Raw genomic sequence first — 25,447 nt, forward strand, 5'->3', positions numbered from 1 at the left:
ATAGCCTGTGGCTGATAGCCAATCCGAAGTACAAAAATCGCCGGTGAGCGATTTCGCCGCCCCGATGACCAGCGGCCAGACCTTCCAGATGGCGGGCCGTCCGGCGCGCCACACCGTGCTGTTCTTCTACCCGAAGGACAACACCCCCGGCTGCACCACCGAAAACATCGCGTTCCGCGATCTGCACGAGCAATTCCAGGCCGCCGGCACCGAAATCTACGGCATCAGCCGCGATTCGCTGCGCTCGCATGAAAGCTTCAAGAGCAAGCTCGGCCTGCCGTTCGAACTGATTTCCGACCCCGAGGAAGCGGTTTGCCAGCAGTTCGGCGTCATGAAGATGAAGCAAATGTACGGCAAGACGGTGCGCGGCATCGAGCGCAGCACGTTTGTGATTGACGCTCATGGGCAATTGGTGAAAGAATGGCGAGGCGTGAAAGTAGCGGGTCACGTCGATGAAGTGCTGGAATTTGTAGCGCGTCAGACTTGAAGTGCGCGTTGCAGCTTCCGGAGTTTGCTCAACCGTAGCAGAACCATGCGTACCAGCCCTTGAGTCATCACTGTAATTCCTCCCACCCTACATGGTGGCCAGCCGGCCACCACGCGGTACTTTCCCCGGGCAAGATGCGCGCCCGTCGGCAGTCTTATAACCTGAATTACCCAGCATCCACCCCATCCGGTTTCCTGTTCGCTCGCGCCCGCACCGCGAGCCCACAGCCCATGGGCGGATTCCTCCAGATATTTTTTGATTGAGATCCTGATGCCACTGCCAAAATTACCTAGTAAGCCAGCGACTTTACTGCTGGCGAAAGATTATCCCAAAGCGACAGGGCCGCGCCCGGTTGCCGCCGTCGCGGCGGTCGCCGAAGTAGCGCCCGCGCCGAAGAAAGCGGCGCCTGTCAAAGCAGTCCCTGTATCCAAAGCAAAGCCGGCCGCCAGCAAGGCGCCGGCCCCGGTCAAATCCAAGGCCGTGGCCGCCGTATTGAAGGCCGCGCCGGCCGTGCTGAAGGCGGCCGCCGCAGGTGTCGTCGCCCCGGCGCCGGCCCCCGCCCCGGCCCCGGCCAAGCCGAGCGCCAAGGCCAAGCCGGCCCCGGCCGCGCGCGCCAAGGTCACGCCGATCACGGCCGAAGCGCCGCATCCGGCCAAGCACAAGCCGAACGAAGTGTCGATCAAATCGTCGACCAGCCGTCACGCCGACCAGACCGGCACCACCAAGCTGTTCGTGCTCGACACCAACGTGCTGATGCACGATCCATCGTCGCTGTTCCGCTTCGAGGAGCACGACGTCTACCTGCCGATGATGACGCTGGAAGAGCTGGACAACCACAAGAAGGGCATGACCGAGGTGGCGCGCAACGCCCGCCAGGTGTCGCGCACCCTGGACGCGCTGGTGTCCAACACCGACGACGACGCCATCGAGAACGGCATCCCGCTGTCCAAGCTGGGCAACAAGGACGCCAAGGGCCGCCTGTTCTTCCAGACGCGCCTGCAGACGGCGGACCTGCCGGTCGGCCTGCCGGTCGGCAAGGCCGACAACCAGATCCTGTCGGTGGTGCGATCGCTGGAATCGGAGCAGGAAGGCCGTCCGGTGGTGCTGGTGTCGAAGGACATCAACATGCGCATCAAGGCGCGCGCGCTGGGCCTGCCGGCCGAGGACTACTTCAACGATCACGTGATGGAGGACACCGACCTGCTGTATTCCGGTATCGTCCAGCTGCCGGACGACTTCTGGACCAAGCATGGCAAGGACCTGGAGAGCTGGCAGGAAAACAAGAACGGCCAGAGCGCCACGTTCTACCGCGTCACCGGCCCGTTCGTGCCGTCGTTGCTGGTCAACCAGTTCATCTTCCTGGAGCCGAAGAACGGCGAAACCCCGTTCTACGGCCAGGTCAAGCAGATCAACGGCAAGACCGCCGTGCTGCAGACGCTGCGCGACTTCAGCCACAACAAGAACAATGTGTGGGGCGTGACCGCGCGCAACCGCGAGCAGAACTTCGCCTTGAACCTGCTGATGAATCCGGAGTGCGACTTCGTCACGCTGCTGGGCCAGGCCGGCACCGGCAAGACCCTGCTGGCCCTGGCGGCCGGCCTGGCGCAAGTGCTGGAAACCAAACTCTACAACGAAATCATCGTCACCCGCGTGACGGTGCCGGTCGGTGAAGACATCGGTTTCCTGCCGGGCACCGAGGAAGAGAAGATGTCGCCATGGATGGGCGCCTTCGACGACAACCTCGAAGTGCTCAACAAGTCCGACTCGGACGGCGGCGAATGGGGCCGCGCGGCGACGCAGGACCTGATCCGTTCGCGCATCAAGATCAAGTCGCTCAACTTCATGCGCGGCCGCACCTTCGTCAACAAGTTCCTGATCATCGACGAAGCGCAGAACTTGACGCCGAAGCAGGTCAAGACGCTGGTGACGCGCGCCGGTCCCGGCACCAAGATCCTGTGCTTGGGCAACATCGCGCAGATCGACACGCCGTACCTGACCGAAGGGTCGAGCGGCCTGACGTATGTGGTGGATCGTTTCAAGGGCTGGTCGCACAGCGGTCACGTGACGCTGGCGCGCGGCGAACGCTCGCGTCTGGCGGATCACGCCAGCGAAGTCCTGTAGTAGAATCGGAACGTACCTGTTAAGCCCCGCCGGCAGCGATGCCGGCGGGGCTTTTTTTAACTCCGGGGTCAGAGCTAAAAACTGGACACGGGCTCTACCGTAGCGGCCGCTACGGTAGAGCCCGTGTCCAGTTTTTAGCTCTGACCCCGGAGTTTTAGCGGCGGCGGCGCGCGACGGCGCCGACCACGGCCAGGCCCGCCAGCAGCATGCCGTAGGTTTCCGGTTCCGGCACGGCCGCGACCGCCATCAGCGTGTTCGCCGAGAAGCTCTGATAGGCGCCGCCGTTGACCGCGTACTGCACCTGCTGGCCACCGTCGCAGCAGCCCTCCAGGCCGTAGATGGTCAACGTGTGGTTGCCGGCCGACAGCGCCTGCCCGCTGACCTGGAACACCGAGTTGGTGTTGACGTAGCTGTGTGCCCACCACATGTCGCTGGTGTTCAGCGCCACCGCGTGGCCGTCGAGGAACACGGCGCCGCCGTTACCGAAGTCGACCCCGGCGCGGAACGAGTACGTGGCGTCGCTGGCCACGCCGAAACTGATGTTGGACTTGAAGGCGATGTTGCTGGCGCCGGCGCCGAACAGCGACTGGTTGGAGACAATGTCGTAATTATTCAACACGGTTGCGCCGTATGGCGATGCGCCGACGGCGGCGTCGACCACGCTGCGGTAGTCCAGCGCCGTGGCTTGCGCGCCGGCGTTCGAGTAGCCGGTCTGGAAGGTGATGACGGCGGCATCGGCGCCGCCGGCGACGGCCATGGCCAGCGCCAGAGCGGTGAGTGTGCGGTTCTTCATGGTGTATCCCCTGTATGGTTGGTTGAACTAAGCATGGCGCTTGACCAGGTACGGGGATGGGGGACCGTGGCGAGTATCTTTCTTTAAAGATACTTAAAATGCACTTAAGCATTAATTGAATGGTATCCGAGGCAATTGTCGATGTCAATCATTCAAAGCGGGGAATAGAGGGGTGTTCGGCCTCGACGACGAAATCGCTTGAAACCCGCCGCGACCTGTATGACACTGGATGTCCAAGTCATTGATTTCACCGGCCTTTCCGATTACAGCGGAGGTAAGACATGGATATCCCTATCTTGATCCGTAGGAAAGACGGCCTGCGCTACGGCGTCACCGTGCCCGACATGCCCGGCTGCGTCACCACCGGCGACACCGTGGACAAGGCGATGAGCAACGCCACCAAGGCCATCTACGGCCACATCGGCCAGCTGGTGCGCCAGGGCCGCGCCTTCGAAATCAAACCGTCCGAAGTCGAGACCCTGTCGCAGGAACCGGACTACGCCGGCGGCATCTGGGCGCTGGTCAGCCTCGACCTGTCGAAACTTGACGATCCGCCCGAGGGTTGACCGTCCGCGTCACGCCGCGCCGCTGCGCCGCCGTCGCCAGCCGCGAGGCGCGCTTGCGCCACCAGATGATCACCCCGGTCACGCTCAGCACCGCCACCACCACCCCCATGAACGAGATCAGGATCCGTCCCGGCAGGCCGAGGATGCGCCCCGAGTGCAGCGGGAATTGCGCCTGGACGAAGATGTCGGCCGCCGTGCCCTTCCATGGCTGGCGGTCGCCGACCAGGCGCCCGTCGCCGCCGTCGAAATACAGCACCGCCGGGCCGACGCCGCCGGCGCCGTGGTCGTCGCCCGGCTTGAAGAAGCTGACGCCGTAGATGCCGAACTCCTGCGAATAGAAGATGCTGCCGGCCGGCTCGGCCCATTGCCGCCGCCGCGCCTCGTCGCTGGCGGTCTGGACGATGTCGGCGTAGGCGATGCGCGGTTCGATCGGGTGGTGCTTGTCGGCCATCGGCCGGGTGTCGAACGGCGACGGCGTCACCTTGGACACCTTCTGCATCACCGGATAGAAGATCTCGCTGTACAGGTTCAGTGAAAACGCGGTGAACGCCAGGATGAACAAGAGCGCCCAGGTCCACAGGCTGAAGGCGCGGTGCAGGTCGAAGTTAAGCTTGCTGCTGCCGCCGTTCCAGCGCACCTTCCACGCCGGCTGCCAGCGCTGCCACCAGCTCTTGCCGGCCGGCGACGGCTGGACGTCGGCCGGCAAGCGCTGATGGCGGCGCACCGGTAAGGTCAGGTAGAAGCCGACGAAGCTGTCGAGCACCCACACCATCGCGATGCCGCCCATCAGCCACAGCCCCCAGCGGTCGATGCCCCACAGCTCGGGCAGATGCAGCGTGTAGTGGAAGCGGTACAGGAAGGAGACGAAGGTCTCCTTGGTGATCGGCCACACCGCGCCCCACTCGCGCTTGCCCAGCTCGGCGCCGCTGACCGGGTCGACGAACACCTGGTTGAAGCCGGGCTCGGCCAGCTTTTGCGTCGCCGGATCGACCCTGGCGCTGATGCCGAAGGCGATCGACTCGCCCTGTTGCGCGTGCAGCGGCACGAACGACACGCGCGCCTGCGGATAGCGCGCCTCGATCTGCCGCGCCAACGCCAGCGACGCCTGCGCCGGGCCGGCGGTATGGGCTTCCATCAGGTGCGGATTGAGCAGGTCGTCGAGCTCGTGATCCCACGAAATGATGGCGCCGGTGACGCCGCTGATAAATAAAAAGCCGGCGATCAGCAGGCCGGCGTAGCGGTGTATCAAAGTCCAGAAAGCGCGCACGATCACCTCGCGTGATGAGGGACCGGCGCCGCGACGGCGCCGGCCCCGTGGGTTAGAAGCGGTACTTCAGCGTCAGCGTCGCCTGGCGCGGCGCGGCGTAAGTGATCGCGCCGTAGGCGGCGAACATGCCGAAGTGCTTTTTGTCGAAGGCGTTGTTGACGTTCAGCTGCGCCGACAGGTTGTTGCTGATGTCGTAGCGCGCCATCAGGTTGACCAGGCTGAAGCCATCCTGCTCGATCCGGCCGTGGCTGGTGTTGGTGGCCGGCGCGTTCGGGTCCAGCGTGTAGGTGCGGCCTTCCCAGTTGACGCCGCCGCCGACGGTCAGCTTGCTCAGCTCGCCCGGCAGGCGGTAGGTAGTGTAGACGCGGAACAGCTTGCGCGGATAGATGCTGTTGAAGTCGTCGCCGTTGGCGTCTTCCGCCTTGAAGTTGGTGTAGCCGGCGGTGGCGTTCCAGCCCTTGGCCAACTCGCCCGAGATCTCCAGCTCGACGCCCTTGCTGGTGGCGCCCTTGCTGCCGACGTAGTACGCCTCCGGCGCCAGCGGACCGGTGCCGTCGCGATCGACCAGGCCGGCGGCCTGCCCCAGGTTGTCCTGCTTGATCTTGAAGATCGCCGCCGACAGGTTCAGGCGGCCGCCGAAATATTCGCCCTTGATGCCGGCTTCGATGTTCTTGCCGGTGATCGGGTCCAGCGTGCCGCCGCCGAAGTCCTTGTAGTTCTGCGGCTGGAAGATCTCGGTGTAGCTGGCGTAGGCCGAGTAGGTGTCGTTGAGGTCGTAGACCAGGCCGGCGTACGGCGTCACTTCGTGGTCGTTCTTCAGCTCGTAGGCCGGGGTGTACAGGCCGACGCCGGTTTTCTTGTAGTCGCTGACGCGGGCGCCGATGATCAGCTTGAGCGGCTCGGCGAGCGAGAAGCGCGCCACGCCGTACAAGGCTTCCTGCTTGGTGACGCTGTTTTCGTAGAAGGTCGGCGCGCCCCAGCTCGGGGTCGGATAAGCGGCGCCGTTCCAGTTGTTGAAGTTGCCGATGTCCGGGTTCTGGCTGCCGAAATCGGCGGCTCGGCTGTCGGAGGCGAACTTCTGTTCCGAATACTGGTAGCCGAACGCGGCCTCATGCTTGCGGCCGAACAGCTGGAACGGACCGCTGGCGTGCAGGCCGAAGTCGTTCTGCGTGGTATGGGTCAGGTAGGAGCCGGCGAACGGGAACATGCCAAGGCCGGTCGCGCGGTCGGGCACGCCGGACACGTACAGCAGATAGGAGTCGGCCTTGCGGTCGCTGCGGGTGGCGGAGGCGCGCAGCTTCCAGCCGCTGTCGAATTCGTGTTCCAGGGTGGCGAAGTAGTTGTCGTATTCGGTTTTCCAGCTGGTCCAGCCGGCGGACGAGGTTTTCGACACGTCCCAATTGGTCAGCGAGCCGTCGGTGTACCAGTACGGCAGGCCGCCCCACATCGGGCCTTTCGGATCGGTTTGCTGGTAGCTGTAGCCGATCGACAGCAGCGTCTTCGGCGTCAGGTCGGCGTCGACGGTGGCGTAGATGGTCTTGCTCTTGTTTTCCACCAGGTCGATCCAGCTGTCGCGCTGGGTGTATTCGCCGACCACGCGGGCGCGCACGGCGCCGTCCCTGGTCAGCGGGGTCGACACGTCGGCCATGGCGCGGCGTTCCTGCCAGCTGCCGATGCCGATTTCGGCCGAGCCGGTCAGCTCCTTGCTGGTGGCGTGCTTGCGCACCAGGTTGATCGCGGCCGACGGATTGCCGGCGCCGGTCATCAGGCCGGTGGCGCCGCGCACCACTTCGACCCGGTCATAGATCGACAGCGAGCCGGTGACCTCGCCCGAGCTCCAGGCCTGGTCCCAGGTGGTCGGGATGCCGTCGATCTGCAGGTTGTCGATATCGAAGCCGCGCGAGGTGAAGCCGGCGCGGTTGGTTTCATACTGGTTGACCGAGACGCCGGTGACGTTGTTGACCACGTCGGTGACGGTGGTCAGGCCCTGGTCTTCGATACGCTGCTGGGTGACGACGGTGACCGACTGCGGCGTGTCGCGCAACGACATGCTCAGCGGCAGAGCGGTCTTGGTGCGGCCGGTGGTGTAGGAACCGGTGCCCTCGGTGGTATCGCTCATCTTCTGCGCGGAGATCTGAATCTGCGGCAGCACGGCGGCCGACTGCTGCGCAGCCTCGGCATGCGCCTGCGCCTGCGCCTGCGCCACCAACGGCGCCGCGAGCGCCACCAAGACCGCCAACCGCTTCAATTCAAAACGCCCGTGGGCGTGTGCAAGCTTATCCATCTAATCCCCAGTCAACAATGCAAATAAATTATGAGAATGTGAATGATAACGATTCTCATTCAATTGTCAATGAAAACGGGGAAATAGCATGGTTTTTTACTCAAATTAACATGCAGATGACTGATTTACATCAACCAAAGCAAGCAAATACGAGCACCGGAGTTAGCTCAGCGCTACTGTCCATTCAATTGACATCGCAAACCGGCGGGCGCACCATGAAGGCAACTTTGATCCATAAGAGGCGTTTTTCTACTCGTCGGCTGCGTTTGCAGAATCCGTTATTTGGAGGCTGCCTAGCTTACGTGGTGAATGGCAGATGTGTACTCCGGTATGACAACGAGGCTGGCAAAGACGACCATCGCCACTATGGCAGGCTGGAGCCACCATACAACTACCGGTCTATCCAACAGTTGATGGCCGACTTTGAGGCGGATATTAAGAGGTGGAACAATGAAAACGGTGACCTTTGAAGTGTGTCCGCCAAAACAAGCGATGACGGATCTGGCTCGGGATTGGGAGGCCGACATCCCGGAAACTTCCGCGAAAATGATCTTTGCGTCCGAAGTGCTGCTAGCACAAGTCATGAGCGAAGCGAGATGGGACATCTTGAAGACGCTTCGCGGCGTCGGCGGCATTCGGGTTGACGAACTCGCCGCGCGCTTGAATCGTGACGTCGAAGGGGTCGAAGCCGACGTTGCGGCGCTTTTGAACGCTGGCGTTTTAGACGGCGACCAGCAACAACACGTCATCTTCCCCTATGATCAGATTCTCCTTGACCTTCCCACCACGGGAAGGTCTACAGTATGATCATCGAAACTTTTTTGAGGGGTAGGCGATGTATCAGTTGCAAGTGGAAAACATGAGCTGCGGGCACTGCGTGGGGGCGGTGACGAAGGCGGTCCAGGCCGTTGATGCGGCGGCCAAGGTCGAGATCGACCTGGCCAGCAAATCGGTCAAGATCGACAGCGCCAGCGATCTGGCGCCGCTGACGTCGGCCATCGCCGATGCCGGCTATCCGGTCGTCAGCGCGGCCTGAGTTATTTATCCAGCTCGGGATAGTGGCGGAAGATGCCGTCTTCGTTGAACGGTATCCTCCGCTGCGACGCCACATAGGCCACGATGTTCGGCCGCGCCGCCACCTGGTCGTGCAACGCCGTCAGCGCAGGATACGACGGCGCCAGCTTCGTCATCGTCTTCGGGAAGGCGTAGCGCAAGCCTTCGATCAGCTGGAACAGCGACAGGTCCACATACGACAGCCGCGAGCCGATCGCCCAGCCGCCCCGCCCCGGATTGCGCGTCACCACGCCCTCGAAATAATCAAGGAACTTCGGTATCCGGTGCAGCCGAAAATCCTTCGAACGCGCCTTGGCTTCCTTCTTCTGCTCTTCGTAGTATTTGCCGGTCGAGATGGGATGATGCGTGTCGTGCGCCTCGGCGACGATGTCGCAGATGGTCAGCTGCAGCTGGTTCGCCCACAAGCGCCCTTCCTGCGCACGCGGCGCCAGGCCATGCCGCGCACCTAAAAACATCAGGATGTTGGAGGTCTGCCCGATCAGCATCCCGCCCGCTTGCAGCACCGGCGGTGCGAACGACGGATGATCGACCTGGCCGCCATCCAGGCTGGCCATCAACGCCGGCATGCCCTTCTTCTGCCGCGCCACGTCGGCGTACGGTATCGCCGCCTCCTCCAGCGCCAGACGCACGAATTCGCCTCGGCCCTGCAGGCCGTCCCAGTAATAGAGTTGGTATGGAGTCGTCATACGCAAAGCTTAGCGCAGAGCGCCGGCTTGAGGCGCGCGGTTATAATCGGTGATCACATTCCGAGGCCGCACCATGGCGCTGGTACCACCGCTCGATTTGCATGTCATCGCGTTGATCGCCGGCGCGGGCTTCCTGGCCGGCGTGCAGAACGCCCTGGCCGGCGGCGGCTCCTTCATCACCTTCCCCGCGCTGCTGCTGGCCGGCGTGCATCCGCTGGCCGCCAACATGACCTCCACCATCGCCATGTTCCCCAGCCAGACCACGTCCGCCATCGCCGGCCGCAAGCTGGCCGAAGGCGTCGGCACGCTGAGTTTCAAGCACCTGCTGATCATCAGCTTGATCGGCGGCGTGCTGGGCGCGCTGCTGCTGCTGCACACGCCGCCGACCTTCTTTGAAAAACTGGTGCCGTGGCTGATTCTGTTCGCCACCTCGGTGTTCGCGTGGGGCAGCTTCCGCCGCAAGCCGCTGCACGCGGCCGGCGGCATGCCGCGCTGGGGGCTGGTCGTGGCCCAGGCCTGCATCGCGATCTACGGCGGCTACTTCGGCGGCGGCATCGGCTTCTTGATGTTGGCCGCGCTGACCATCGCCGGCCAACAGGTGCGCGTCGCCGCCGCCACCAAGAACGTGCTGGCGGCGGCGATGAACGCATCGGCGACGCTGATCTTCGCCACCTCGGATCTGATCAGCTGGCCGGCCGCGACCGCGCTGTGCCTCGGCGGCATCGCGGGCGGCTTGTGCGGATCGTGGCTGATCTACCGTTTGCCCGAGAAGTTCATGCGCGGCTTCGTGGTCGCGGTCGGCGTAGTACTGACCGTGTGGATGTTCAGCCGTTAGAAGGTGGCCTTCAAGGTCAGGCGGAAGCTGCGCGATTCGGCCGGATGGTAGTGGAAGTCGTCCACGCCTTCGGCCGGCTCGCCTGGCAAGCGTGACGCGTAGTAGTAATCGACGTCGCTGACCTTGCGGTCGAACAGGTTGAACACATCCAGCGCCAGCGACCAGCGGCGGTCGATCTTGTAGCCCACGCGCGCGTAGGCGATCGCCGTCGTCGCCGAGCGCTTGCTGTCGTCCTCGATCAGCGGACGCGGTCCGAAATAACGCATCTGGAACGCGCCCGACCACGGTCCGACATCGACCACCGTCGCGCCGAACGACGCCACCTTGCCGATCGCGCCGGGGATATGATCGCCCGCCTCGTCATGCTCGGTGTAGTGGCTGCGCGAATACGCCAGATCCAGATCGAACAGTAGCCATTGATTGGCGATGTAGTGGTTGTTCCACTCGACGCCGGAGCGGTAGCTGCCACGGCTGGCCGAGGTGTCGCCGGCGTCGCCGGAGAACACCAGCTCCGACGCGGAACGCAGCTTCCACAAGGCCATCGAGCTTTGCAGACCCGCTATCAACTCGGTGCGCGCGCCGACTTCGGCGCCGCGCGTCTTGACTAGCGGCGTGACCGGATCGACAGGCTCCAGCTCGCGCGGCGTCAGATGCACGGTGGTGCCGCGCGCGTCGTTGCTGTGGAAGCCTTCGCCGAAATTGACGAAGAATTCGGTCTTGGCCCAAGGCCCCAGCACCATCGAGATCTTCGGCGACGTGGTGCCGGCGCTGACCTTGCCCGAGTTCTCGGCGATATTGCTGTCGACGTCGAAGCGGTAACGGTCGTAGCGCAGGCCGGCGGTGGTGCGCATCCACGGCAGCCACTGCACCGTGTTCTCCAGGTAGACGCCGGCGCTGGCCTGCTTCACCTTCGATTCGGTGATGGTGCCGGTAATCTGCTGGTGCACGGTCTTGTACAAGGCCAGCGGCGACAGATAGTCGTAACGCCCCTGCACGCCGATCTTGTTGCTGACATCCAGCCCGCCCCATTGACTGAACCAGGTCTGGCCGACGTCGAAGCCCGCCATGCGGCGCTTCTCGGTCTGGCGCGACTGGTCGCCGTCGACCGGGTCGTCGAGGAAGTAGGTGAAGTTGTTGTACAAGTCCAGGCTCGATTGCACCACGTAGGCGTTGGCTTGTAACAGCGTCTCGCTGGTGCGCTGGCGCAGCGACGCGGACAGGCTGTAACGCGAAGTGCGGCCGCCGTCGGTCGGGTCGATGGCACCGTAGGGATCGATCTCGCCGCTTTGCACCGCGCGCAGCGGGATCTGGTTGCTGGCGTACCACGCGCCCTTGTAGGCCATGCCGGTGACGCTGAACTGGTTGTCGCTGCCGCCCTGCGTGTAACGCAGCACGCCTATGCTCTTGTGGAAGGCTTCCGGATTGGTCCACGGGCCGTTGTTGTGGCCCAGCTCTGCGCCGTACACCAGATTGCCGGCGCCCAGCGGCGTGGATCCGGTCAGCACCGAGCGGATGTATTTATGCTCGCCGATGCTGACGCTGGCGGTGTTCTCTTTCAGCTTGTTCGCCAAGCCCATGTGGGCCGCGCCGGCCGAGGCGAAGTCGCCTTCGTCGGCATAGTACGGGCCCTTCTTGTAGTTGATGCGGTCCACCAGTTCGGGGATCAGGAAGTTCAAATCGGTGTAGCCCTGGCCGTGCGCGTGGGTGCGCATATTGACCGGCATGCCGTCGACGAAGGTGGCGAAGTCGGTACCGTGATCCAGGTTGAAGCCGCGCAGGAAGTATTGATTCGCCTTGCCGTCGCCGCTGTGCTGCGTGACGATTACGCCGGGCACAAACTCCAGCAGCTCGCCGGGGCGCAGCGCCGGACGGTTGGCGATCAGCGCCGCCGTCACCGATCCCTGGCTGGCGGCGCCGGAGGTGCCGACGCCATTGTCGTAGTGGCCGCGCACTTCGACCGTATCCACGGCGGCGACGGGCGCGCCGTCTTCGGTGGCGTAGGAGGCCAGCGGCCACAGGGCCGCCAGTGTGGCGATGGATTTACTGCGGATCATAAAAAGCCCTTCAATTTACGTAATTTGTTGCGGCGGCCGACATAGCCGACGCCGACCAGCGCGGCGGCCAAGGCCAGCAGCGCCAGCGTGCCGACGGTCTTCTGCACCGGCGTCAGGTTGGTCAGCGTTTGCATTTCGAAGCCGTCGACTTTGGCGTCGGCCGCGTCGGCTTTCAGCTTCGGCGCCGGCTCGGCCGGTTTGGCCTTGGCCTGCGGCGGCCGTGCGGACGGCGGCTGATCTCGCGGCTGATCCTGCGGCTGGCTTTGCGCCTGGTCCTGCGCCTTGGCCTGCAATGCCTGCAATTGCGCGACCGCGTTCTGCGCGGCCGCCTGCGCCGCCTGCGGATTCGGCGCGCCGCCGCCGACGCGGCTGGCCGCTGCGGCGCCATGCGCGATCGCGGTGTTGGTGCCGACATTGGGCGCGAACTCCGGATTGAACTGCGGCGCGATCTTCAAGGTCGCCTTGCTGCACGAATCCGCGCTGCACGACACGCCGGCATCCTTGATCGCCTGCGCATTGGTCTGCGTCAGCTTGCTGCGCACCGCGTCGCTCGGCTTCCAGTAACCGCGCTCGATGGCGCTCAGCATGCGGTCCGTCATCGCCTGGAAGGCGCGCAGGTTGCCGCTGTTGGCGAAACGCTCGCGCACCTTCAGCCCGTGGCGATCCTCGACATAGGTGTCATACATGCGCTGCCACTTGGTGCTGTCCACCACCTCCGGCACCGTGACCTGCCATGCCCACAGATAATCGACCACGCGGTTGATGTAGCGCGCGCCCGAGTAGCCCTGTTTCAGCATGCTGTCGGCCCAGCGCGGGTTCAGGTAACGCGACTGCATCTCCTGGCCCATGTACTGCTCCAGCGTCTTGTGGCCCGGCTTGCGCGGGTTGGACAGATCGCTGACCATCACCTCCGGCGTCTTGCCGTCCACGCTGCGGATCGCCATCGCGGTGCCGCCCAGGTATTGGAAGAAGTCGTCGTTATCCAGCGTCGCGAACAGATTGCTGGAGCGGCTGTGCAGCGCGATCTGGCTGCCGGAGATGGCCTGCTTGAACAGCTCGCGGCGCTGGGTCGGATTGGCCTTGTCGTCGCCCCAGTAGCCGGCGCCGAACGGATGACTCATGCGGTTGATGAACACGTCCGCCACTTCCTTCTCGTTTTGCCAGGCGTTGGTCAGCGGGATCAGCTTCTCGATCTGCGTGCCGTAGGCGCCGCTCGGCAAGCCGAAGATGCGCACCGACGCCATGCGCTGCGCCTCGTCGGCGCCGATGCCCTTGGCGGCCAGCGCGATGGCGGTTTTGCGGCTGTGCTCCGCCATCACGTTGCCGCCTTCGTCGTCCTGCCTCTGCGCCAGCTGCGCGGCTTGATCCATCAACGTCAGCAGATTGCCGAACAGATCGCGGAACAGGCCTGACGAGATCAGCGTCACGTCGACGCGCGGGCGGCCCAGCTGCTTGCGCGTCAGCGGCTCCACGCCGGTGACGCGGCCGCGTTCATCCCAAGTCGGACGCACGCCCATCAGCGACATCGCCTGCGCCTCCATGATGCCTTCGTGGCGCGATGTCTCGACGCCCCACAGGTTCATGCTCAGTTTCGTCGGATAGGCGCCATGGCGCTTGCGGTAATCGTCCACCAGCTGCTGCGCCAGTTTGGCGCCGGCTTCGTAGGTGGTCTTGCTCGGGATGCGCGACGGATCGAGGCCGAAGAAGTTGCGCCCGGTCGGCAGCGCGTCCGGATTGCGCACCAGGTCGGCGCTGGCGCCGGTCGGGATATAGCGGCCCGACAGCGCCTGCATCAGCCGTTCCAGTTCCAGATCGGCGCTGCGTTCGATGTCGGCCTCCAGTTGCGCGATGCGCTTGGCCTTTTGCTCGGCGGTGGAGGTGCTATCGAGGCTGACCACGGCGCGCGCGGTGGCGTTGCGCTGTTCCGGCGCCGGCGCCACGCCGAAGGTGTGCAGCCCGAACGGCGTCAGCTTGCCGCCGGTGTCGTCGAGGTATTCCTCCAGGCCTTCCATGTCGGCTTCCGATTTCAACTCGGACTTCTTCATGTCCTTCAACACACCGCTCTTGGCCGCCAGCCGGTTGATCGCCAGCAGATGGCTGCGCGCCAGCAGCGGGCTTTTCTGCTCCGCCACGCGGTAGTCGTTCAGCAGCGCGCCCAGTTCGCGCAGGTCCGGATTCAGGCCGGCCACGTCGAACGGTGGCGTCATGTGGTCGATGATGGTGGCCATGCCACGCCGCTTGGCTTGTATGCCCTCGCCCACGTCGTCCATCACATAAGGATAGATGTTGGGCATGGCGCCGATCAGCGCCTCGGTCGGATCGCTTTCGGACAGGCCGGCTTCTTTGCCGGTCAGCCATTCCTGCGTGCCGTGGGTGCCGATGTGCATGACAGCGTTGGCCTTGAAGTCCTTTTGCAGCCACAGATAGAAGGCGATGTATTCATGCGACGGCGGCATGCTGACTTCGTTGTGCAGCTTCTCCAGGTTCTGCTCCCACGCGCGGCCGGGCTGCGGCGCCATCAGCACGTTGCCGAAGCGGCGCGCCGGATAGACGAAGAAGGCCTCGCCCTTGGCGTCGCGCCACAGCACCGGCGCCTTTTCCGGCACGCCCCAGGATTTTTCGATCGATGCGCGCAGCGGCTGCGGCAGTTTGGCGAACCACTGCTGGTAGTCCGACAGCGGCACCAGCAAGGCCTGGCCGCTTTCGGCCAGATGCTTCAGGCCCGCCATGTAGTCGCCCTTCGATTTGCCGGGGTAGTTGCCCCACTGTTGGATCTCGCCTTGCAGCGCGTCCTGCGTGGAGGGCAAAGCTTCGGCATCCCCCGCTCCGGTGCTGTAGCCTTCCCGCTTCAGGCGCTGCACGATCTGCCACAGGCTCTCCGGCAGCACGTTCAGGTAGGCCGCGCCGATGGTCTCGGAGCCGTGCGGGTAGTTAAAGTAGATCATGGCGATGTTCTTGTCGCCGTTGGCTTTCTGGCGCAGCGCCAGCCACGCGGCCACGCGCTCGTTGAGGCGTTCGATGCGCTCGGCAATCGGCGTCTCCTCGACGTAGGCCAGGCCGGTCTGCGCATCGCTGATGCGTTCGCGGCTTGCGACCACGGTCGGCTGGATCAGGCCCGCCACTTCGGCGCCGGCCAGCTGCCAGGTACGTTCGATGATATCCAGGCCGATCGGCGATTCCTGCCACTGCGCCAAGGTCTGCTGGCTCAGCGTGATCGCGTTGATCGCCGGGACGCCGATCTTGTCGAGGATGGCGCCGGTGTTGGCGGTGCCGCCGACCTTCATGCCCAGCGCGACGATCAGGTCGACGCGGCTCTTGCCGTTTTCATCCAGCAGCAGGCGCAGCGGCGTATCGTACGGATAGCCGAACACCGGCACCGCGTTGTAGCCGCTGGCCTCCAGCCGCGCCACGATGGCCGCCAGCGGCAGCGTTTGTCCCGCCACCAGGCTGGCGCGATAGAACGGCACGGCGATCCACGGCGCGCCCGGCTTGTGCCGAGCGTAGCCTTTCACGTACTCGTCCCAGGTGGCGACGGTGCGGTTGGCGCTGACGTCGTACAGGCCCACCTCCGGCATTGCATGCACCGGCGCCACGTCGACTTTGGAGCCAAAGTTCTGACGCAGGACGTAGCGCAGCAGGTTGCCCATGTTCTCGACGCCACCCTCGCGGTGATAGGCCTGGATGGTGGCGTCATCGCGCACGCCCTGCTCGCGCATGGCGTCGTCGATGGCGCCGCCGACCGCGAACACCGGCTTGCGCCCGGCTTGCAGCGCTTGTAGCTCGGCGCTCAGGCCGGTCATGGCCTGGCGTCCCTTGGCGTTGATGATCGCCACGTCGGCGCTCGACAGCGCAGTGCGGTCGGCCGGCGTCAAGCCGTTGGCGGGGATGATGCGGACCGCCACATTCAGCGCCTTCAATTCCGCCTGCAGGCCGCGCACGGCCAGCACGGTCGGCCGCGATTCGACGTCGCCCAGCATCAGCGCCAGCGTGCGCGGCGCCTGCGCCGACTGCACATAGCCGCCGACGCACAGCGAGACCAGCAAGGCGGCCAGCACCCATAACTTATTCCGGTACATAGATCACCTTCCCATCCGGTAGTTGATACGCCGTGCCCAGGCGCTTGCCCGAACCCGACAACGGTTTGTCGCTGACTTTGCTGACCTTGATCTCGGAACCCTTCTTGGTCAGCACCTCGACATGGCCGTCGGCGCTTTTCTTGGCGATGGTGACTTCGGAATTCGGATCCAGCAGATCCATCATGTTCCAGGCCGAGAACAGCGCCAGCATCATCGCGACGATGAACACGATGCTGGCGTCGAACAGGTTGGCGACGCCGGCCAGCGGGTCTTCGTTATGCTCGCCGATGCGGCTGTAGCGGTGGCGGTTCAGATAGCGCATATCAAGCTCCCGCGCGCACCAGGTGCGGCTTGGCGTCCTGCGTTGCCAGCAGCGATTCGGCGGCGTAGGCGATCTCGGTCAGGTCGCTGCGTAGCCAGTGCTCGCGCACCAGGCTCAATACGTAGGCGCTGACGCTGCACGCCAGGCCGACCACGGTGGCGGTGAAGGCGGTGGTCATCGACTCGGCCATCTTCGGCAGATTGCCCTGCGCCAGGCCGGCCAGCGAGATGCCCATCGGGATCAGGGTGCCCATCAGGCCCAGCGCCGGGCCGACCCGCACCACGAAGCGCACGCCGTCGAGGCGGCGCACGCCGGCGGCGTCGGCGCGCTGCACCAGCCGTTCGAGACGCGCGTCCAGACCCGGCTCGCCCTCCTGCGCGGTCAGCGCCGCGTGCATCTCCTGCTTTGCGGTGGCGACCAGCATGCGCACGCCGCGTCGGCGTTCCAGCCATTCCGCGCCGAAGGTGCCGAAGCACACCAGCATATGCAGCACAAGCGCCGCGATGCCGAGCAAGACCGGCAGGTACAACACGTTGGAAATGGAATACAGCAGCGTCTCGATGGAGCCGATGGCCGCGCCGGTGGACAGATTAAACATGGTGGGATCCTGAAAAGGCAGCGCGCAGGGGCGTGCGAACGGCGCATGCGCGAGGCATGGCCGCCGGTCGGCGAAGCCGCGGCGTGCTGGATAGATGCATTGAAAGATCTGGCTACAGATGCAAGCCGCTCACCTCCCCGTGAGCGGATTGAACAGAAATGCCTGGGCATTTCCACCTGTTTGGCCGGTATCCGGGCTCGCAAGCAGACCCGCCTGACCTTCCCATGCAAACGCACAGTGGTATAGAGAGGCGGGTTGTCGTCGGCGACGACGCTTGTTTACCGTTGCGGGGGCAGCACAGGTTGACCGGCGGGGCCGGCTTCCTGTTTCCCGTTTAACTGCGCATCCGGACAGACGCGCGAGCACCAAAACGTGGCGAGATTATACAGAACTCGGCGCTACGGAGTTCCGTTTTTCAAACCAGCGGAAGTACAGCAGCATCTCGCCGCCGACGATGGCGGCGATGGCGAGCCAGATCATGGCGATCATCAGGTAGCTGCTCTGGAAGGTGGCGTTGATCTGCTGGCGCGCGGCGTCGAGGATGATTTGCGGCAGTGTGCGGTCCAGTACCGTCATGTCCAGCTTGCGGTTGGCGTCCAGCAGCATCTTCTTCAGCGCGTCGGCGCCGAAGCTGACCGCCTCGCCTTGCGCCTGGCCGCGCATGTCGGTCTTCAGCGCGGCCGCCATGCCTTCGACCTTGGCGATGATGATCTTCTGGAATACCGCCGTCAGTACTTCGCCGCCCAGCTTGCGCAGGGTCCAGTTGACGATGCGCGCCTTGCCGCGCTCCCACAGGCTGTCAGAAGTCGGCTGGTAGTACAAATCCTTGAGCGTGGCGTCGACCAGCTCGCGCGCGCTCACCGGCTGGCCGGGGGCGACGCTCGCCAGCTTGGCGGTCACGTATTCGCGCAGCACCACCGTGTTGGCCCGGACCAGCGGCACGGCGGCGGATTCGAAGATGCTCATGGTTTGCTGCTGCACGTGGCGCACCACGCCGATGGCGCTGGCGCCGAACACCGCGCCGGCCAGGATCAGCACATAACTCAGCTTGGCCAGCACGTTCCAGACGCGCGGACGGCGGCGCAGCAGCTTCTTGCGCGCGACCCAGACCATCAGGAAGATGGCGATCAGCAGGCCCAAGCCGGCATACAGCAGCGCCGAGGGCAGGCTGCTCCAGAACAGGTTGAGCAGGAAGTCGGCCAGCGGCTCGGACCAGTGGCTCAGCGCGGTGGCGTCGGTGTTGAACGGCATGTGCATCTCTCGATCGGTAGGAGATCGAGAGTGTAGCGCAACATGTTGTTTAAATACTCACGCCTATCGTGCGCGGGTCAGCGCACTTCGCAGTCGACGGAGCCGGACTTCGGTGCGCTGGTCGATCCGACCACCGGCGCCGGCAGGCTGAATGCCGGCGGCAGCGTGAATTGCAGGCCCGGGTTCTTCGGCAGCACCACCGGCGCCTGGACCGGCGTCGGCACGAAGCCGAACTGGTTGGCGGAGAAGTTCTGGCTGCCGCCTTTGTTGGTGACGTTGATCAGGCCGTCGATCACCTGGACGTACAGGCCGGGCGGCAAAGGCGGAGTTCCCGAATTGGGCGTCGGCGTCAGGCCGGCCGGCAGCGGGATGTTCGCCTGCGCCAGCATCAGCGGCTGGATCGGATAGGTGTCGCCCAGACCGGCGGTGCTGGCCATCAGATAGGCTTCGCGCGCGGCGATCGCTTGCGCGGACGGTTCGACCCATTCGACGATGAAGGTGGTGCCGCGAATGCCGATGGTGGCGCTCGGCGTCTTCATCGCGAATTTTTCCTTGTTGCGCTTGCCCAGCAGGCCAGTCACCGAGCGCAGGCCGCCCTTGACCAGGCTGAACGAGGCGTTATCGCCGTCCGGCTTGGCGTCGTCGTAGCTAAAGTTCTCGACCTTGAAGGTGGTCGAGGGCTTGAGCGTGATTTCGCTGTTGTCGATGAACTTCACCAGGGCGTAGGTGTTCTTCTCCGTCACCAGGGTGTCGCCGCTTTCGACTTCCGACCGCAGCGACAGGATGCGCACCGCGCCGTCGGCCTTCTTGGCCAGCAGCGGGCCGTTCAGATGGATGACGGTGCCCGCCACTTGCGCGGCCCAGCTGGCGCCGGCGGTCCAGAACAGGACCAGCAGCAGCAGCGCCTTAATTACAGTACATTTTTTTAACTGATTCATTTTTGGTCCCGCTCTTGTCATTGGATGCGACTTCTTTGGTATCGGTCTTGTCTGCTTTCTTGTCGTCGGGCGTGCTCGAATTGGCCGCGCCGCCGGTGGTGCTGCCGCCGCCGCTGGACTTGACGCGGTCCTTCTCGTTTTCAAGGAAGGCGACCTGGTCGAAGTCGGTCTTCGGCGCGGAGGCGCTGACCGTTTTGATTACCTCGTTGCTCGCCTGCTGCACCGGTTTCACCGGCTCGCTGGCCGTCGGCGGCGACAACACCTGGCACAGCGCCGAATTCGGCGCGATGGTGCAGATGTCGGCCGACGGTGGCGGCGTTGGCGTCGGGGTTGGTGTCGGCGTCGGCGTCGGCGTCGGCGTCGGCACCGGCGTCGGTACTGGCGTCGGTACTGGCGTTGGCGTTGGCGTTGGAGTCGGCACCGGCGTTGGCGTCGGTACTGGCGTCGGCACCGGCGTTGGCGTCGGCACAGGCGCAGGTGTCGGTACTGGCGTCGGAACCGGCGTCGGCGTCGGCGTTGGCGTCGGGACCGGCGTAGGAACCGGCGTTGGCGTCGGGACCGGCGTAGGAACCGGCGTTGGCGTCGGCGTTGGCGTCGGGACCGGCGTAGGAACTGGCGTCGGCGTCGGCGTTGGGGTCGGCGTCGGCGCAGGCGTCGGGGTCGGCGGTGGCGGCTGGATGGTCGTCGTTACGCCTTGACCGGCGGTGATGTTGCTGTTGGTCTGCACCGGCGCCGATGCGGTCAACGACAGGCTGCCGCTGGTGCTCACCACTGCCGATCCGCCGAAGGTGATGGTATTGCTCGGATCATAGCCGGTGCCGGCCGCCAGCACGATGCTGCCGGAGGTCGAACTCACCTCGCCGTCGATCACCAGCGGGCTGTGGGTCTGCAGCGTGATGCCGCCGCTGCCGGTCCGCACGCCACCGTTCGGCGGCGTGCCCGCTGCGATGGTCATGCCGCCCATGTTGTCGATCTTGATGGCGCCGCTGTTGCCGGCGCCTTCCTGCAGCGCCTTGTACACCGTCATCACATCCGAATGGTCGGTGTTGTTGCTGTTGGCGATGTTGATGCCGGAGCCGCCGGTGGTGGTGTTGACCACATACAGCTTCGAAACGCGGGTCGCCAGCGGCACCGCCACGCTTTCAACCATGCCGCCGATGCCGCCGGTGGCGTTCATCGTCAGCGCGTCGGCGACGATGGTGCCGCCGCCATTGGTGATGGCGCCAGCCACAGTCAGCGTCACATCGGTGGCCGAGCGCACGCCGTCGATGTCGAACAGCGCGGTCGCGTTGGCGTCGCCGCCGCCCTGCAGCTTGCCGATCGCCAGGCCGCCGCTGTTGGTGAACTGGATGCTCCCGGTGCCGGTCTGCGTCACCGCCAACTTGCCGACGCTGTTGCCGACATTGTTCAGCGTGATCTGGCCATTGGTGACCACGCCGAGGCCGCCCACGCCGATCGCGCCGGTCTGGGTGATGTCGCCGTTCTTGCTGAGCAAAGCGACGCTCGAGGTGAAGCCGCTGAGGTTGTTCACGCCGGTGCCGGTGCCGCCGAAGCCGGCGACCGAGATATTGCCGACATTGAGCACGCTGTCCGTCGAGCCGAGACTGATCGCGGGCGCCTGCAGGTAATACAGCTTGGTCACGTTCAGGCAGGTGGTGTCGCCGTTGCAGTTGGCGTCGGCGCCGATCGTCATCTTGTAGCCGTTGGAGAACGGCTTGATGCTGGCCGCCTTGACGGTCACGTTCGCCCCCAGCGACAGCGCGTTGGCGCTGACATCGAACACGTCGGCATCGATGGTGTCGCTGACCGATACCGAACCAGCCTTCAGCACCACATCGTTTTGCGCGCTCAGCGCGTGCGCCACCGATATGCCGCCGTTGTCGGCGGACAGCTTGATGCCGCCGGCGGCCGCACTGATGCCCATCGCGCCGACCGACAGGCCGCCGCTGCCGTTGAAGATGAAATCGCCGCTGCGGGCGCTGCCCTGCACTGAGCTGACCACATTGGCGCCGCTCAGATTCACCGAGGCGCCATCGAGCGACAGCGCGCCGGCGTGGATGGCCCCGGCGCCGCTGATCGCGCCGCCCTTCAGCGACAGGCCAGGCGCGGAAACCGTGGCGCCGTTGCTGAGGTCCACCGCCCCGGCGACCGTCACCGCTCCGGCATAACCCTCGGCGGAGCCGATGTTCAGCGAGCCGGTGTGCAGCGTCAGCAGCGCCGCCTGCGTCAGCGCGCCCACCGCGTCGCCGCCCAGCACGATCGCCGAGTTGCCGCCATACGCGTCGAGGTTGATGCTCTCGGCGGTGACGCTGCCGTTCAGCGCCATCTTGTCGCCCTTGAGCGACACCGCCGACCCGGTCAGCACGCCGTTGGCGCCGACGCTCAGCGTGCCGCTGCCGTCCACGCTGGCGTACAGGCCGCGCCCGCCGCTCAGCGCGTGGTTCAGGCTGATGTTGCCGCCGCTCTCCAGCAGCAGATATCCGGTATTGCTGGTCAGCGCGCCGTTGCTGGCGATATCGCCGGAAGCGCTGTGGCCGATCATCAGGCTACCGGCGCCGACCGCGTCAAATTCGGTCTGGGTCAGCGTCAACGTAGCGGTCGACGCGTCGCCGCCCAGCGTGGTGGCGCGGCCGGCGCTGTAGGCCGACAGCGACACCGCGTTCTGGCTGTCGTTGGAGCCGCCGCCGACGCTGTTGCGGCCGCCGTTGAAGTGCATATTGTCGGCGGCGATCGCGATCAGGCCGGCGCCGTCGGCGTTGATCCTGCCGTCGCCGCCGACCGTGAAGTGGCCGCCGGCGGATTCGACGCGCGCGTCGAGATCGCCGCCGTTCAAGCCGACAATACCGTTGATCAGGATGTTCGCGCCCTTCAGCGTCAACAGCCCGCCGTTGACGCCGAGCGCCGTCTCGTCGCTGTACTTGGCGATGTTGACCGAGCCGACGCCGGTCGCGCTGCCGCTGGCGGCGTCGTTGGCCGACAGCGTGATGTTGCCGCTCATGCGCAACTGCGCGTTGACGTTGATGTCGTTGCCGGCCTGCGCCGTCAAGCTGACATTGGCGTTGGTGTTGTTGACCGATGATTTGAACGTGATGTCGTGCCTGGCCTGCAGCAGGATGTTGCCGCTGCTGGCGTTGGTCAACAGGGAGGCGGCGATCGCGGTGACGCCGGAGGTCGCCGCACCAAAGGGATTACCGTCGGCCAGCGTGACGTTGGTGCCGCCGTATTGCGTGATCTCGATGTCGTACGGATCGATCACCCAGGTGCCGTCCGCACCGTGCACGGCGCGGGTCAGCACGCGCGCGCCGGCCACGTCCAGGAAGCCGCCCGAGGTCTCGACCAGGCCGCCCTTGCCGCCGGCCGCGCCGCCGCGCGCGGAAATGCTGCCGAACATGCGCGTGGTGTCGTCACCCCACACCACCACCGTGCCGCCGTCGCCGTTGACGCCGGCGTCGGCCTTGATGACGCTGTCCTGCCCGACGAAGGTCTGGCGCGCGTTCTGCACCGCCGCGTTCCTGCCCTGGTAATCGCCGCCGACCAGCACCTTGCCGCCGCCCGCCGCGCCGCTGGCGTCGACCAGCGCGTCGCCGGTCACGCCCACGCGCGCGCCAAGCAGCATGATGTCGCCGCCGGTGTTGAGATTGCTGCCGATGGCGGTGGTGCTGCTGCCCGCCTCCACCAGCGTGGTGCCGCTGGCCTTGAGGATGATGCTGCCGTTCTCGCCGCGCACCGCGCTGTCGGCGTTGATGTTGCCGCGCTGCGTGACCAGCGCGCCGTAGACGCCGACCCGGCCGCCCTGCGCCACGATCTTGCCGAGGTTGATCGCCTGGTCCGCCGGCGCCGAGACCACCACCTGCACGTTCGGATCCTTCGAATCGAACAGTTGCACGCTATGGCCGGCCGCCAGCACTACCTGGCCGTTCGGCGACGAGATCACGCCGCTGTTTTCCACCGCCGGCGCGATCAGGAAGATCTGGCCGCCGGACGGCGTGCTGATGGCGCCGGCGTTGCCGACCTTGCCCGCGTTGGCGGCGCCGTCGAAGTTGTTTTTACCGGCCAGGAAATCGGCGTTGGAGAGGTTCAGGCTGGACGCGACCAGGCCGTTGACGTCGACCCGCGAGCCGGCGCCGAAGATCACGCCGTTGGGATTAATCAGGAACACCTTACCGTTCGATTGCAGCGAGCCGAGGATCTGGCTCGGGTCCTGGCCGGTGATGCGGTTCAGTACCTTGCTGTCGCTGTTCTGCTGGATGAAGCGGGTGATCTCGCCGGCGCCGATCGAGAAGCTCTGCCAGTTGATGATGGTGTTGGGCGTGTTGGTGATCGAATACACGCCGCCCTGCTGGTTGAACGTGGCCATGCCGTGCACGACGGTCGGCGACGCCGGATTGGCCTGCGCGCTGGAGAACGCCGCCGCGACGACCACGGCCAGCAGTTTGCGGCGTAGTTGGATAGGGGTTTGCGATTTCATTTTTTATTCTTCTTCACATCATCAGTAGGCCAGACCCAGGCGCACATGCAGGCGGTTGGCGTCGGCACGGTTGGTGGCGCCGGCGCGCAGCACATGGCCGTAATCGAGTTGCAGGTTCACATAGGTCGACAGCACGAAGCGCGCGCCGACGCCGGCGCTGGCGATCGAGGTGCTTTCGAGCTCGCCGGGCTGTGCATGGTTGCGCTTGATGTAGGCGTTGTCGTAGAAGCCCAGCAGGCGGCAATTCCAGTTGACCTGGCGGCACAGGTTGGGCGTGTACAGCTCCAGGTTGACGCCGAGGCCGGAGTCGTTGGAGATCTCGCGTTCGATGAAGCCGCGCACCGAGGTCGCGCCGCCGGCGCCGAACTGCTCGCCCGGAATCAGCGCGTCGTTGCTGTACTGGCCGTTGGCGATGGCGCGCACCTGCCAATCGTCCGCCAGCGCGCGCGTGACGCTGCCGCCGAAGCGCACGATGGTGTAGCTGTCCTTGGCGCCGACCCGCACCGCGAAAGCGTCCTTGCCGCCGTTGGAGCCGCCCGGAATGTTGTGCAGCAGCGTGACCTGGCCGCCGATTTCGCCTTGCTTGATCGGCAGGCTGGCCTGGTAGGCGATGCTGACCGGATGCACCGTGACATCGTTGCCCAGCTCGGTGCCGGACAGTTGCACGCTGTTCTTGAAGGCCTTGACGTCGACGCCGTAGCTGAGCCGCGCTTCCAGTTCGCCGCGCTTGGCCAGCGCCTGGTTGTAGCGCGCGCCGTACACCGCGCCCTTGCCGCTGACGGCCAGGTTGAAAGCGCCGGCCGCGATGGTGCCGGAGTCGACGTTCGAATAGCTGGCGTAGAAGTCCAGCGAATCGCCCGACTCGTACAGCGGGATATGGTAGCCGGCGCCGTACACCTTGACCCGGCCCGGTTCTTCGGCCGAGGTGGTGTATTGCAGCGTCGCCAGGTGGTCGCGGCCGAACAGGTTGGCGTTTTGCAGCACCACGCCGAGGTGGGTCTTGCCGGTGGCTTCGGTGCCGGTGTTGTCGGCGTTGCCCATCACCTTCCACGGCGACTCGTCCTTGACGTCGAGCACGGCGTCGACCTCGTCGGCCTTCTCGCCGCTCTGCAGCTTCATCGTCACCTGCTTGGAAGGATTTTCGTTGGCCTGCTTGAGGTTGGACGAGACCTGCTTCAGGTTCGGCGTGGCGCCCTCGCGCAACGCGGGCAGGCTGCGGCGGATATTCGCTTCGTCGAAATACCGGTTGTTCCTGACGCTGACCCGGCCGACCTTGGTCTCCACCACCCGCAGGCGCACCACGCCGCCGTTGAGTTCCTGCTCCGGCAGCTCGATCGTCACCACGTTGTAGCCGCGCTGGTGATACACCGCCTCCAGCGCTTCCAGCGCGCGCTGGACATCGCCGAAGTCGCGCTCCTTGCCGGTGAATTTCCCCAGCAGCTCGTCGATCTGCGGCTGCGACAGCAGCGTGTTGCCGGCGACTTCGAAACGGGTGATCTCGAAATGAATCGCGCTGTCGTCCGCTCCCCATGCCGAAGAGACGGCGGCGGCCAAAAGGGACCCTGCCAGCAGGCGCGTTAGGCTATTTCTCATGTGTCGGCTCTGGAATTTTTATTGATACTATCTG

Annotated in this window: 19 protein-coding genes and 1 riboswitch; of the genes, 7 read left to right on the forward strand and 12 right to left on the reverse strand. The window is 65.0% G+C overall.

Features of this window, described 5'->3' with window-relative positions:
- Positions 1-43 precede the first annotated feature (43 nt).
- Positions 44-487: a peroxiredoxin gene (locus GW587_RS07545; protein ID WP_166101563.1), complete on the forward strand. Its 444-nt coding sequence runs from the start codon at positions 44-46 to the stop codon at positions 485-487.
- Between the two features lie 270 nt (positions 488-757).
- Positions 758-2,608, forward strand: coding sequence for a PhoH family protein (locus GW587_RS07550; RefSeq protein ID WP_166100621.1), 1,851 nt, complete (start codon positions 758-760; stop codon positions 2,606-2,608).
- A 154-nt stretch (positions 2,609-2,762) separates the two neighbouring features.
- Here GW587_RS07550 and GW587_RS07555 read toward each other — a convergent pair whose 3' ends face one another.
- Positions 2,763-3,401: a CCXG family PEP-CTERM protein gene (locus GW587_RS07555; protein ID WP_166100625.1), complete on the reverse strand. Its 639-nt coding sequence runs from the start codon at positions 3,399-3,401 to the stop codon at positions 2,763-2,765.
- A gap of 281 nt (positions 3,402-3,682) precedes the next feature.
- Here GW587_RS07555 and GW587_RS07560 point away from each other — a divergent pair, with 281 nt between their 5' ends.
- On the forward strand, positions 3,683-3,967 hold the full coding sequence (locus GW587_RS07560) for a type II toxin-antitoxin system HicB family antitoxin (RefSeq protein ID WP_166100628.1): 285 nt from the start codon (positions 3,683-3,685) through the stop codon (positions 3,965-3,967).
- Here the strand turns inward: GW587_RS07560 and GW587_RS07565 are convergent.
- A complete protein-coding gene (locus GW587_RS07565; RefSeq protein WP_371875554.1) occupies positions 3,924-5,234 on the reverse strand; it encodes a PepSY-associated TM helix domain-containing protein in 1,311 nt (436 codons plus the stop codon). The two genes, GW587_RS07560 and GW587_RS07565, sit on opposite strands and share 44 nt — an antisense overlap.
- Positions 5,235-5,286: 52 nt before the next feature.
- Positions 5,287-7,518 (reverse strand): ferric-rhodotorulic acid/ferric-coprogen receptor FhuE, encoded by a 2,232-nt coding sequence (fhuE, locus tag GW587_RS07570; protein ID WP_166100630.1) that lies wholly within the window; start codon positions 7,516-7,518, stop codon positions 5,287-5,289.
- A 38-nt stretch (positions 7,519-7,556) separates the two neighbouring features.
- On the opposite strand from fhuE, the gene GW587_RS31810 reads away from it, so the two are divergent.
- From GW587_RS31810 to GW587_RS07585, 3 genes are read left to right on the forward strand one after another with little or no spacing between them, the layout of a single operon-like run.
- Positions 7,557-7,988, forward strand: a complete 432-nt coding sequence (locus GW587_RS31810; RefSeq protein WP_166100516.1) for a toxin-antitoxin system TumE family protein — start codon at positions 7,557-7,559, stop codon at positions 7,986-7,988.
- Positions 7,969-8,325, forward strand: a complete 357-nt coding sequence (locus GW587_RS07580) for an HVO_A0114 family putative DNA-binding protein (protein WP_166100631.1) — start codon at positions 7,969-7,971, stop codon at positions 8,323-8,325. The genes GW587_RS31810 and GW587_RS07580 overlap by 20 nt, the downstream gene beginning before the upstream one ends.
- Before the next feature lie 28 nt (positions 8,326-8,353).
- Positions 8,354-8,554, forward strand: coding sequence for a heavy-metal-associated domain-containing protein (locus tag GW587_RS07585; RefSeq protein ID WP_166100634.1), 201 nt, complete (start codon positions 8,354-8,356; stop codon positions 8,552-8,554).
- Between the two features lies 1 nt (position 8,555).
- Here GW587_RS07585 and GW587_RS07590 read toward each other — a convergent pair whose 3' ends face one another.
- A complete protein-coding gene (locus tag GW587_RS07590; RefSeq protein ID WP_166100636.1) occupies positions 8,556-9,278 on the reverse strand; it encodes a glutathione S-transferase in 723 nt (240 codons plus the stop codon).
- Positions 9,279-9,351: 73 nt separating this feature from the next.
- Between GW587_RS07590 and GW587_RS07595 the strand changes: the two genes are divergently transcribed.
- The gene (locus GW587_RS07595; RefSeq protein ID WP_166100639.1) at positions 9,352-10,113 is read left to right on the forward strand and encodes a sulfite exporter TauE/SafE family protein; all 762 of its coding nucleotides are present in this window, start codon (positions 9,352-9,354) and stop codon (positions 10,111-10,113) included.
- Here the strand turns inward: GW587_RS07595 and GW587_RS07600 are convergent.
- The 8 genes from GW587_RS07600 to GW587_RS07640 all read right to left on the reverse strand — a co-directional run bounded on the left by GW587_RS07600 (position 10,110) and on the right by GW587_RS07640 (position 25,413).
- Positions 10,110-12,167, reverse strand: a complete 2,058-nt coding sequence (locus GW587_RS07600; RefSeq protein WP_166100641.1) for a TonB-dependent receptor — start codon at positions 12,165-12,167, stop codon at positions 10,110-10,112. The two genes, GW587_RS07595 and GW587_RS07600, sit on opposite strands and share 4 nt — an antisense overlap.
- Positions 12,164-16,243 (reverse strand): cobaltochelatase subunit CobN, encoded by a 4,080-nt coding sequence (locus tag GW587_RS07605; RefSeq protein ID WP_166100643.1) that lies wholly within the window; start codon positions 16,241-16,243, stop codon positions 12,164-12,166. The genes GW587_RS07600 and GW587_RS07605 overlap by 4 nt, the downstream gene beginning before the upstream one ends.
- Complete coding sequence (locus tag GW587_RS07610) at positions 16,230-16,565, reverse strand: DUF2149 domain-containing protein (protein WP_166100646.1); 336 nt, start codon at positions 16,563-16,565, stop codon at positions 16,230-16,232. Before GW587_RS07610 ends, GW587_RS07605 begins: the two co-directional genes overlap by 14 nt.
- 1 nt (position 16,566) lies before the next feature.
- On the reverse strand, positions 16,567-17,163 hold the full coding sequence (locus GW587_RS07615; RefSeq protein WP_166100648.1) for a MotA/TolQ/ExbB proton channel family protein: 597 nt from the start codon (positions 17,161-17,163) through the stop codon (positions 16,567-16,569).
- Between the two features lie 165 nt (positions 17,164-17,328).
- A riboswitch (cobalamin riboswitch) is annotated at positions 17,329-17,547 on the reverse strand.
- A complete protein-coding gene (locus tag GW587_RS07620) occupies positions 17,545-18,414 on the reverse strand; it encodes a hypothetical protein (RefSeq protein WP_166100651.1) in 870 nt (289 codons plus the stop codon). (Overlaps the previous riboswitch by 3 nt.)
- Before the next feature lie 77 nt (positions 18,415-18,491).
- The gene (locus GW587_RS07625; RefSeq protein WP_166100654.1) at positions 18,492-19,352 is read right to left on the reverse strand and encodes a FecR family protein; all 861 of its coding nucleotides are present in this window, start codon (positions 19,350-19,352) and stop codon (positions 18,492-18,494) included.
- Positions 19,321-23,820 carry a two-partner secretion domain-containing protein gene (locus GW587_RS31225; protein ID WP_229259349.1) on the reverse strand — a complete coding sequence of 1,500 codons (4,500 nt, stop codon included), beginning with the start codon at positions 23,818-23,820 and terminating at the stop codon, positions 19,321-19,323. The genes GW587_RS07625 and GW587_RS31225 overlap by 32 nt, the downstream gene beginning before the upstream one ends.
- A 21-nt stretch (positions 23,821-23,841) precedes the next feature.
- The gene (locus tag GW587_RS07640) at positions 23,842-25,413 is read right to left on the reverse strand and encodes a ShlB/FhaC/HecB family hemolysin secretion/activation protein (protein WP_166100657.1); all 1,572 of its coding nucleotides are present in this window, start codon (positions 25,411-25,413) and stop codon (positions 23,842-23,844) included.
- Between the last annotated feature and the right edge of the window lie 34 nt (positions 25,414-25,447).

Source organism: Duganella aceris (genome assembly GCF_011090165.1).
Lineage (GTDB): Bacteria > Pseudomonadota > Gammaproteobacteria > Burkholderiales > Burkholderiaceae_D > Rugamonas > Rugamonas aceris.

Excerpts from the sequence above, each read along its gene's own strand:
- GW587_RS07550 (WP_166100621.1), top strand. The coding sequence starts at position 758 with ATGCCACTGCCAAAATTACCTAGTAAGCCAGCGACTTTACTGCTGGCG.
- GW587_RS07555 (WP_166100625.1), bottom strand. The coding sequence starts at position 3,401 with ATGAAGAACCGCACACTCACCGCTCTGGCGCTGGCCATGGCCGTCGCC.
- GW587_RS07560 (WP_166100628.1), top strand. The coding sequence starts at position 3,683 with ATGGATATCCCTATCTTGATCCGTAGGAAAGACGGCCTGCGCTACGGC.
- fhuE (WP_166100630.1), bottom strand. The coding sequence starts at position 7,518 with ATGGATAAGCTTGCACACGCCCACGGGCGTTTTGAATTGAAGCGGTTG.
- GW587_RS07580 (WP_166100631.1), top strand. The coding sequence starts at position 7,969 with ATGAAAACGGTGACCTTTGAAGTGTGTCCGCCAAAACAAGCGATGACG.
- GW587_RS07585 (WP_166100634.1), top strand. The coding sequence starts at position 8,354 with ATGTATCAGTTGCAAGTGGAAAACATGAGCTGCGGGCACTGCGTGGGG.
- GW587_RS07590 (WP_166100636.1), bottom strand. The coding sequence starts at position 9,278 with ATGACGACTCCATACCAACTCTATTACTGGGACGGCCTGCAGGGCCGA.
- GW587_RS07595 (WP_166100639.1), top strand. The coding sequence starts at position 9,352 with ATGGCGCTGGTACCACCGCTCGATTTGCATGTCATCGCGTTGATCGCC.
- GW587_RS07600 (WP_166100641.1), bottom strand. The coding sequence starts at position 12,167 with ATGATCCGCAGTAAATCCATCGCCACACTGGCGGCCCTGTGGCCGCTG.
- GW587_RS07605 (WP_166100643.1), bottom strand. The coding sequence starts at position 16,243 with ATGTACCGGAATAAGTTATGGGTGCTGGCCGCCTTGCTGGTCTCGCTG.
- GW587_RS07610 (WP_166100646.1), bottom strand. The coding sequence starts at position 16,565 with ATGCGCTATCTGAACCGCCACCGCTACAGCCGCATCGGCGAGCATAAC.
- GW587_RS07615 (WP_166100648.1), bottom strand. The coding sequence starts at position 17,163 with ATGTTTAATCTGTCCACCGGCGCGGCCATCGGCTCCATCGAGACGCTG.
- GW587_RS07620 (WP_166100651.1), bottom strand. The coding sequence starts at position 18,414 with ATGCCGTTCAACACCGACGCCACCGCGCTGAGCCACTGGTCCGAGCCG.
- GW587_RS07625 (WP_166100654.1), bottom strand. The coding sequence starts at position 19,352 with ATGAATCAGTTAAAAAAATGTACTGTAATTAAGGCGCTGCTGCTGCTG.
- GW587_RS31225 (WP_229259349.1), bottom strand. The coding sequence starts at position 23,820 with ATGAAATCGCAAACCCCTATCCAACTACGCCGCAAACTGCTGGCCGTG.
- GW587_RS07640 (WP_166100657.1), bottom strand. The coding sequence starts at position 25,413 with ATGAGAAATAGCCTAACGCGCCTGCTGGCAGGGTCCCTTTTGGCCGCC.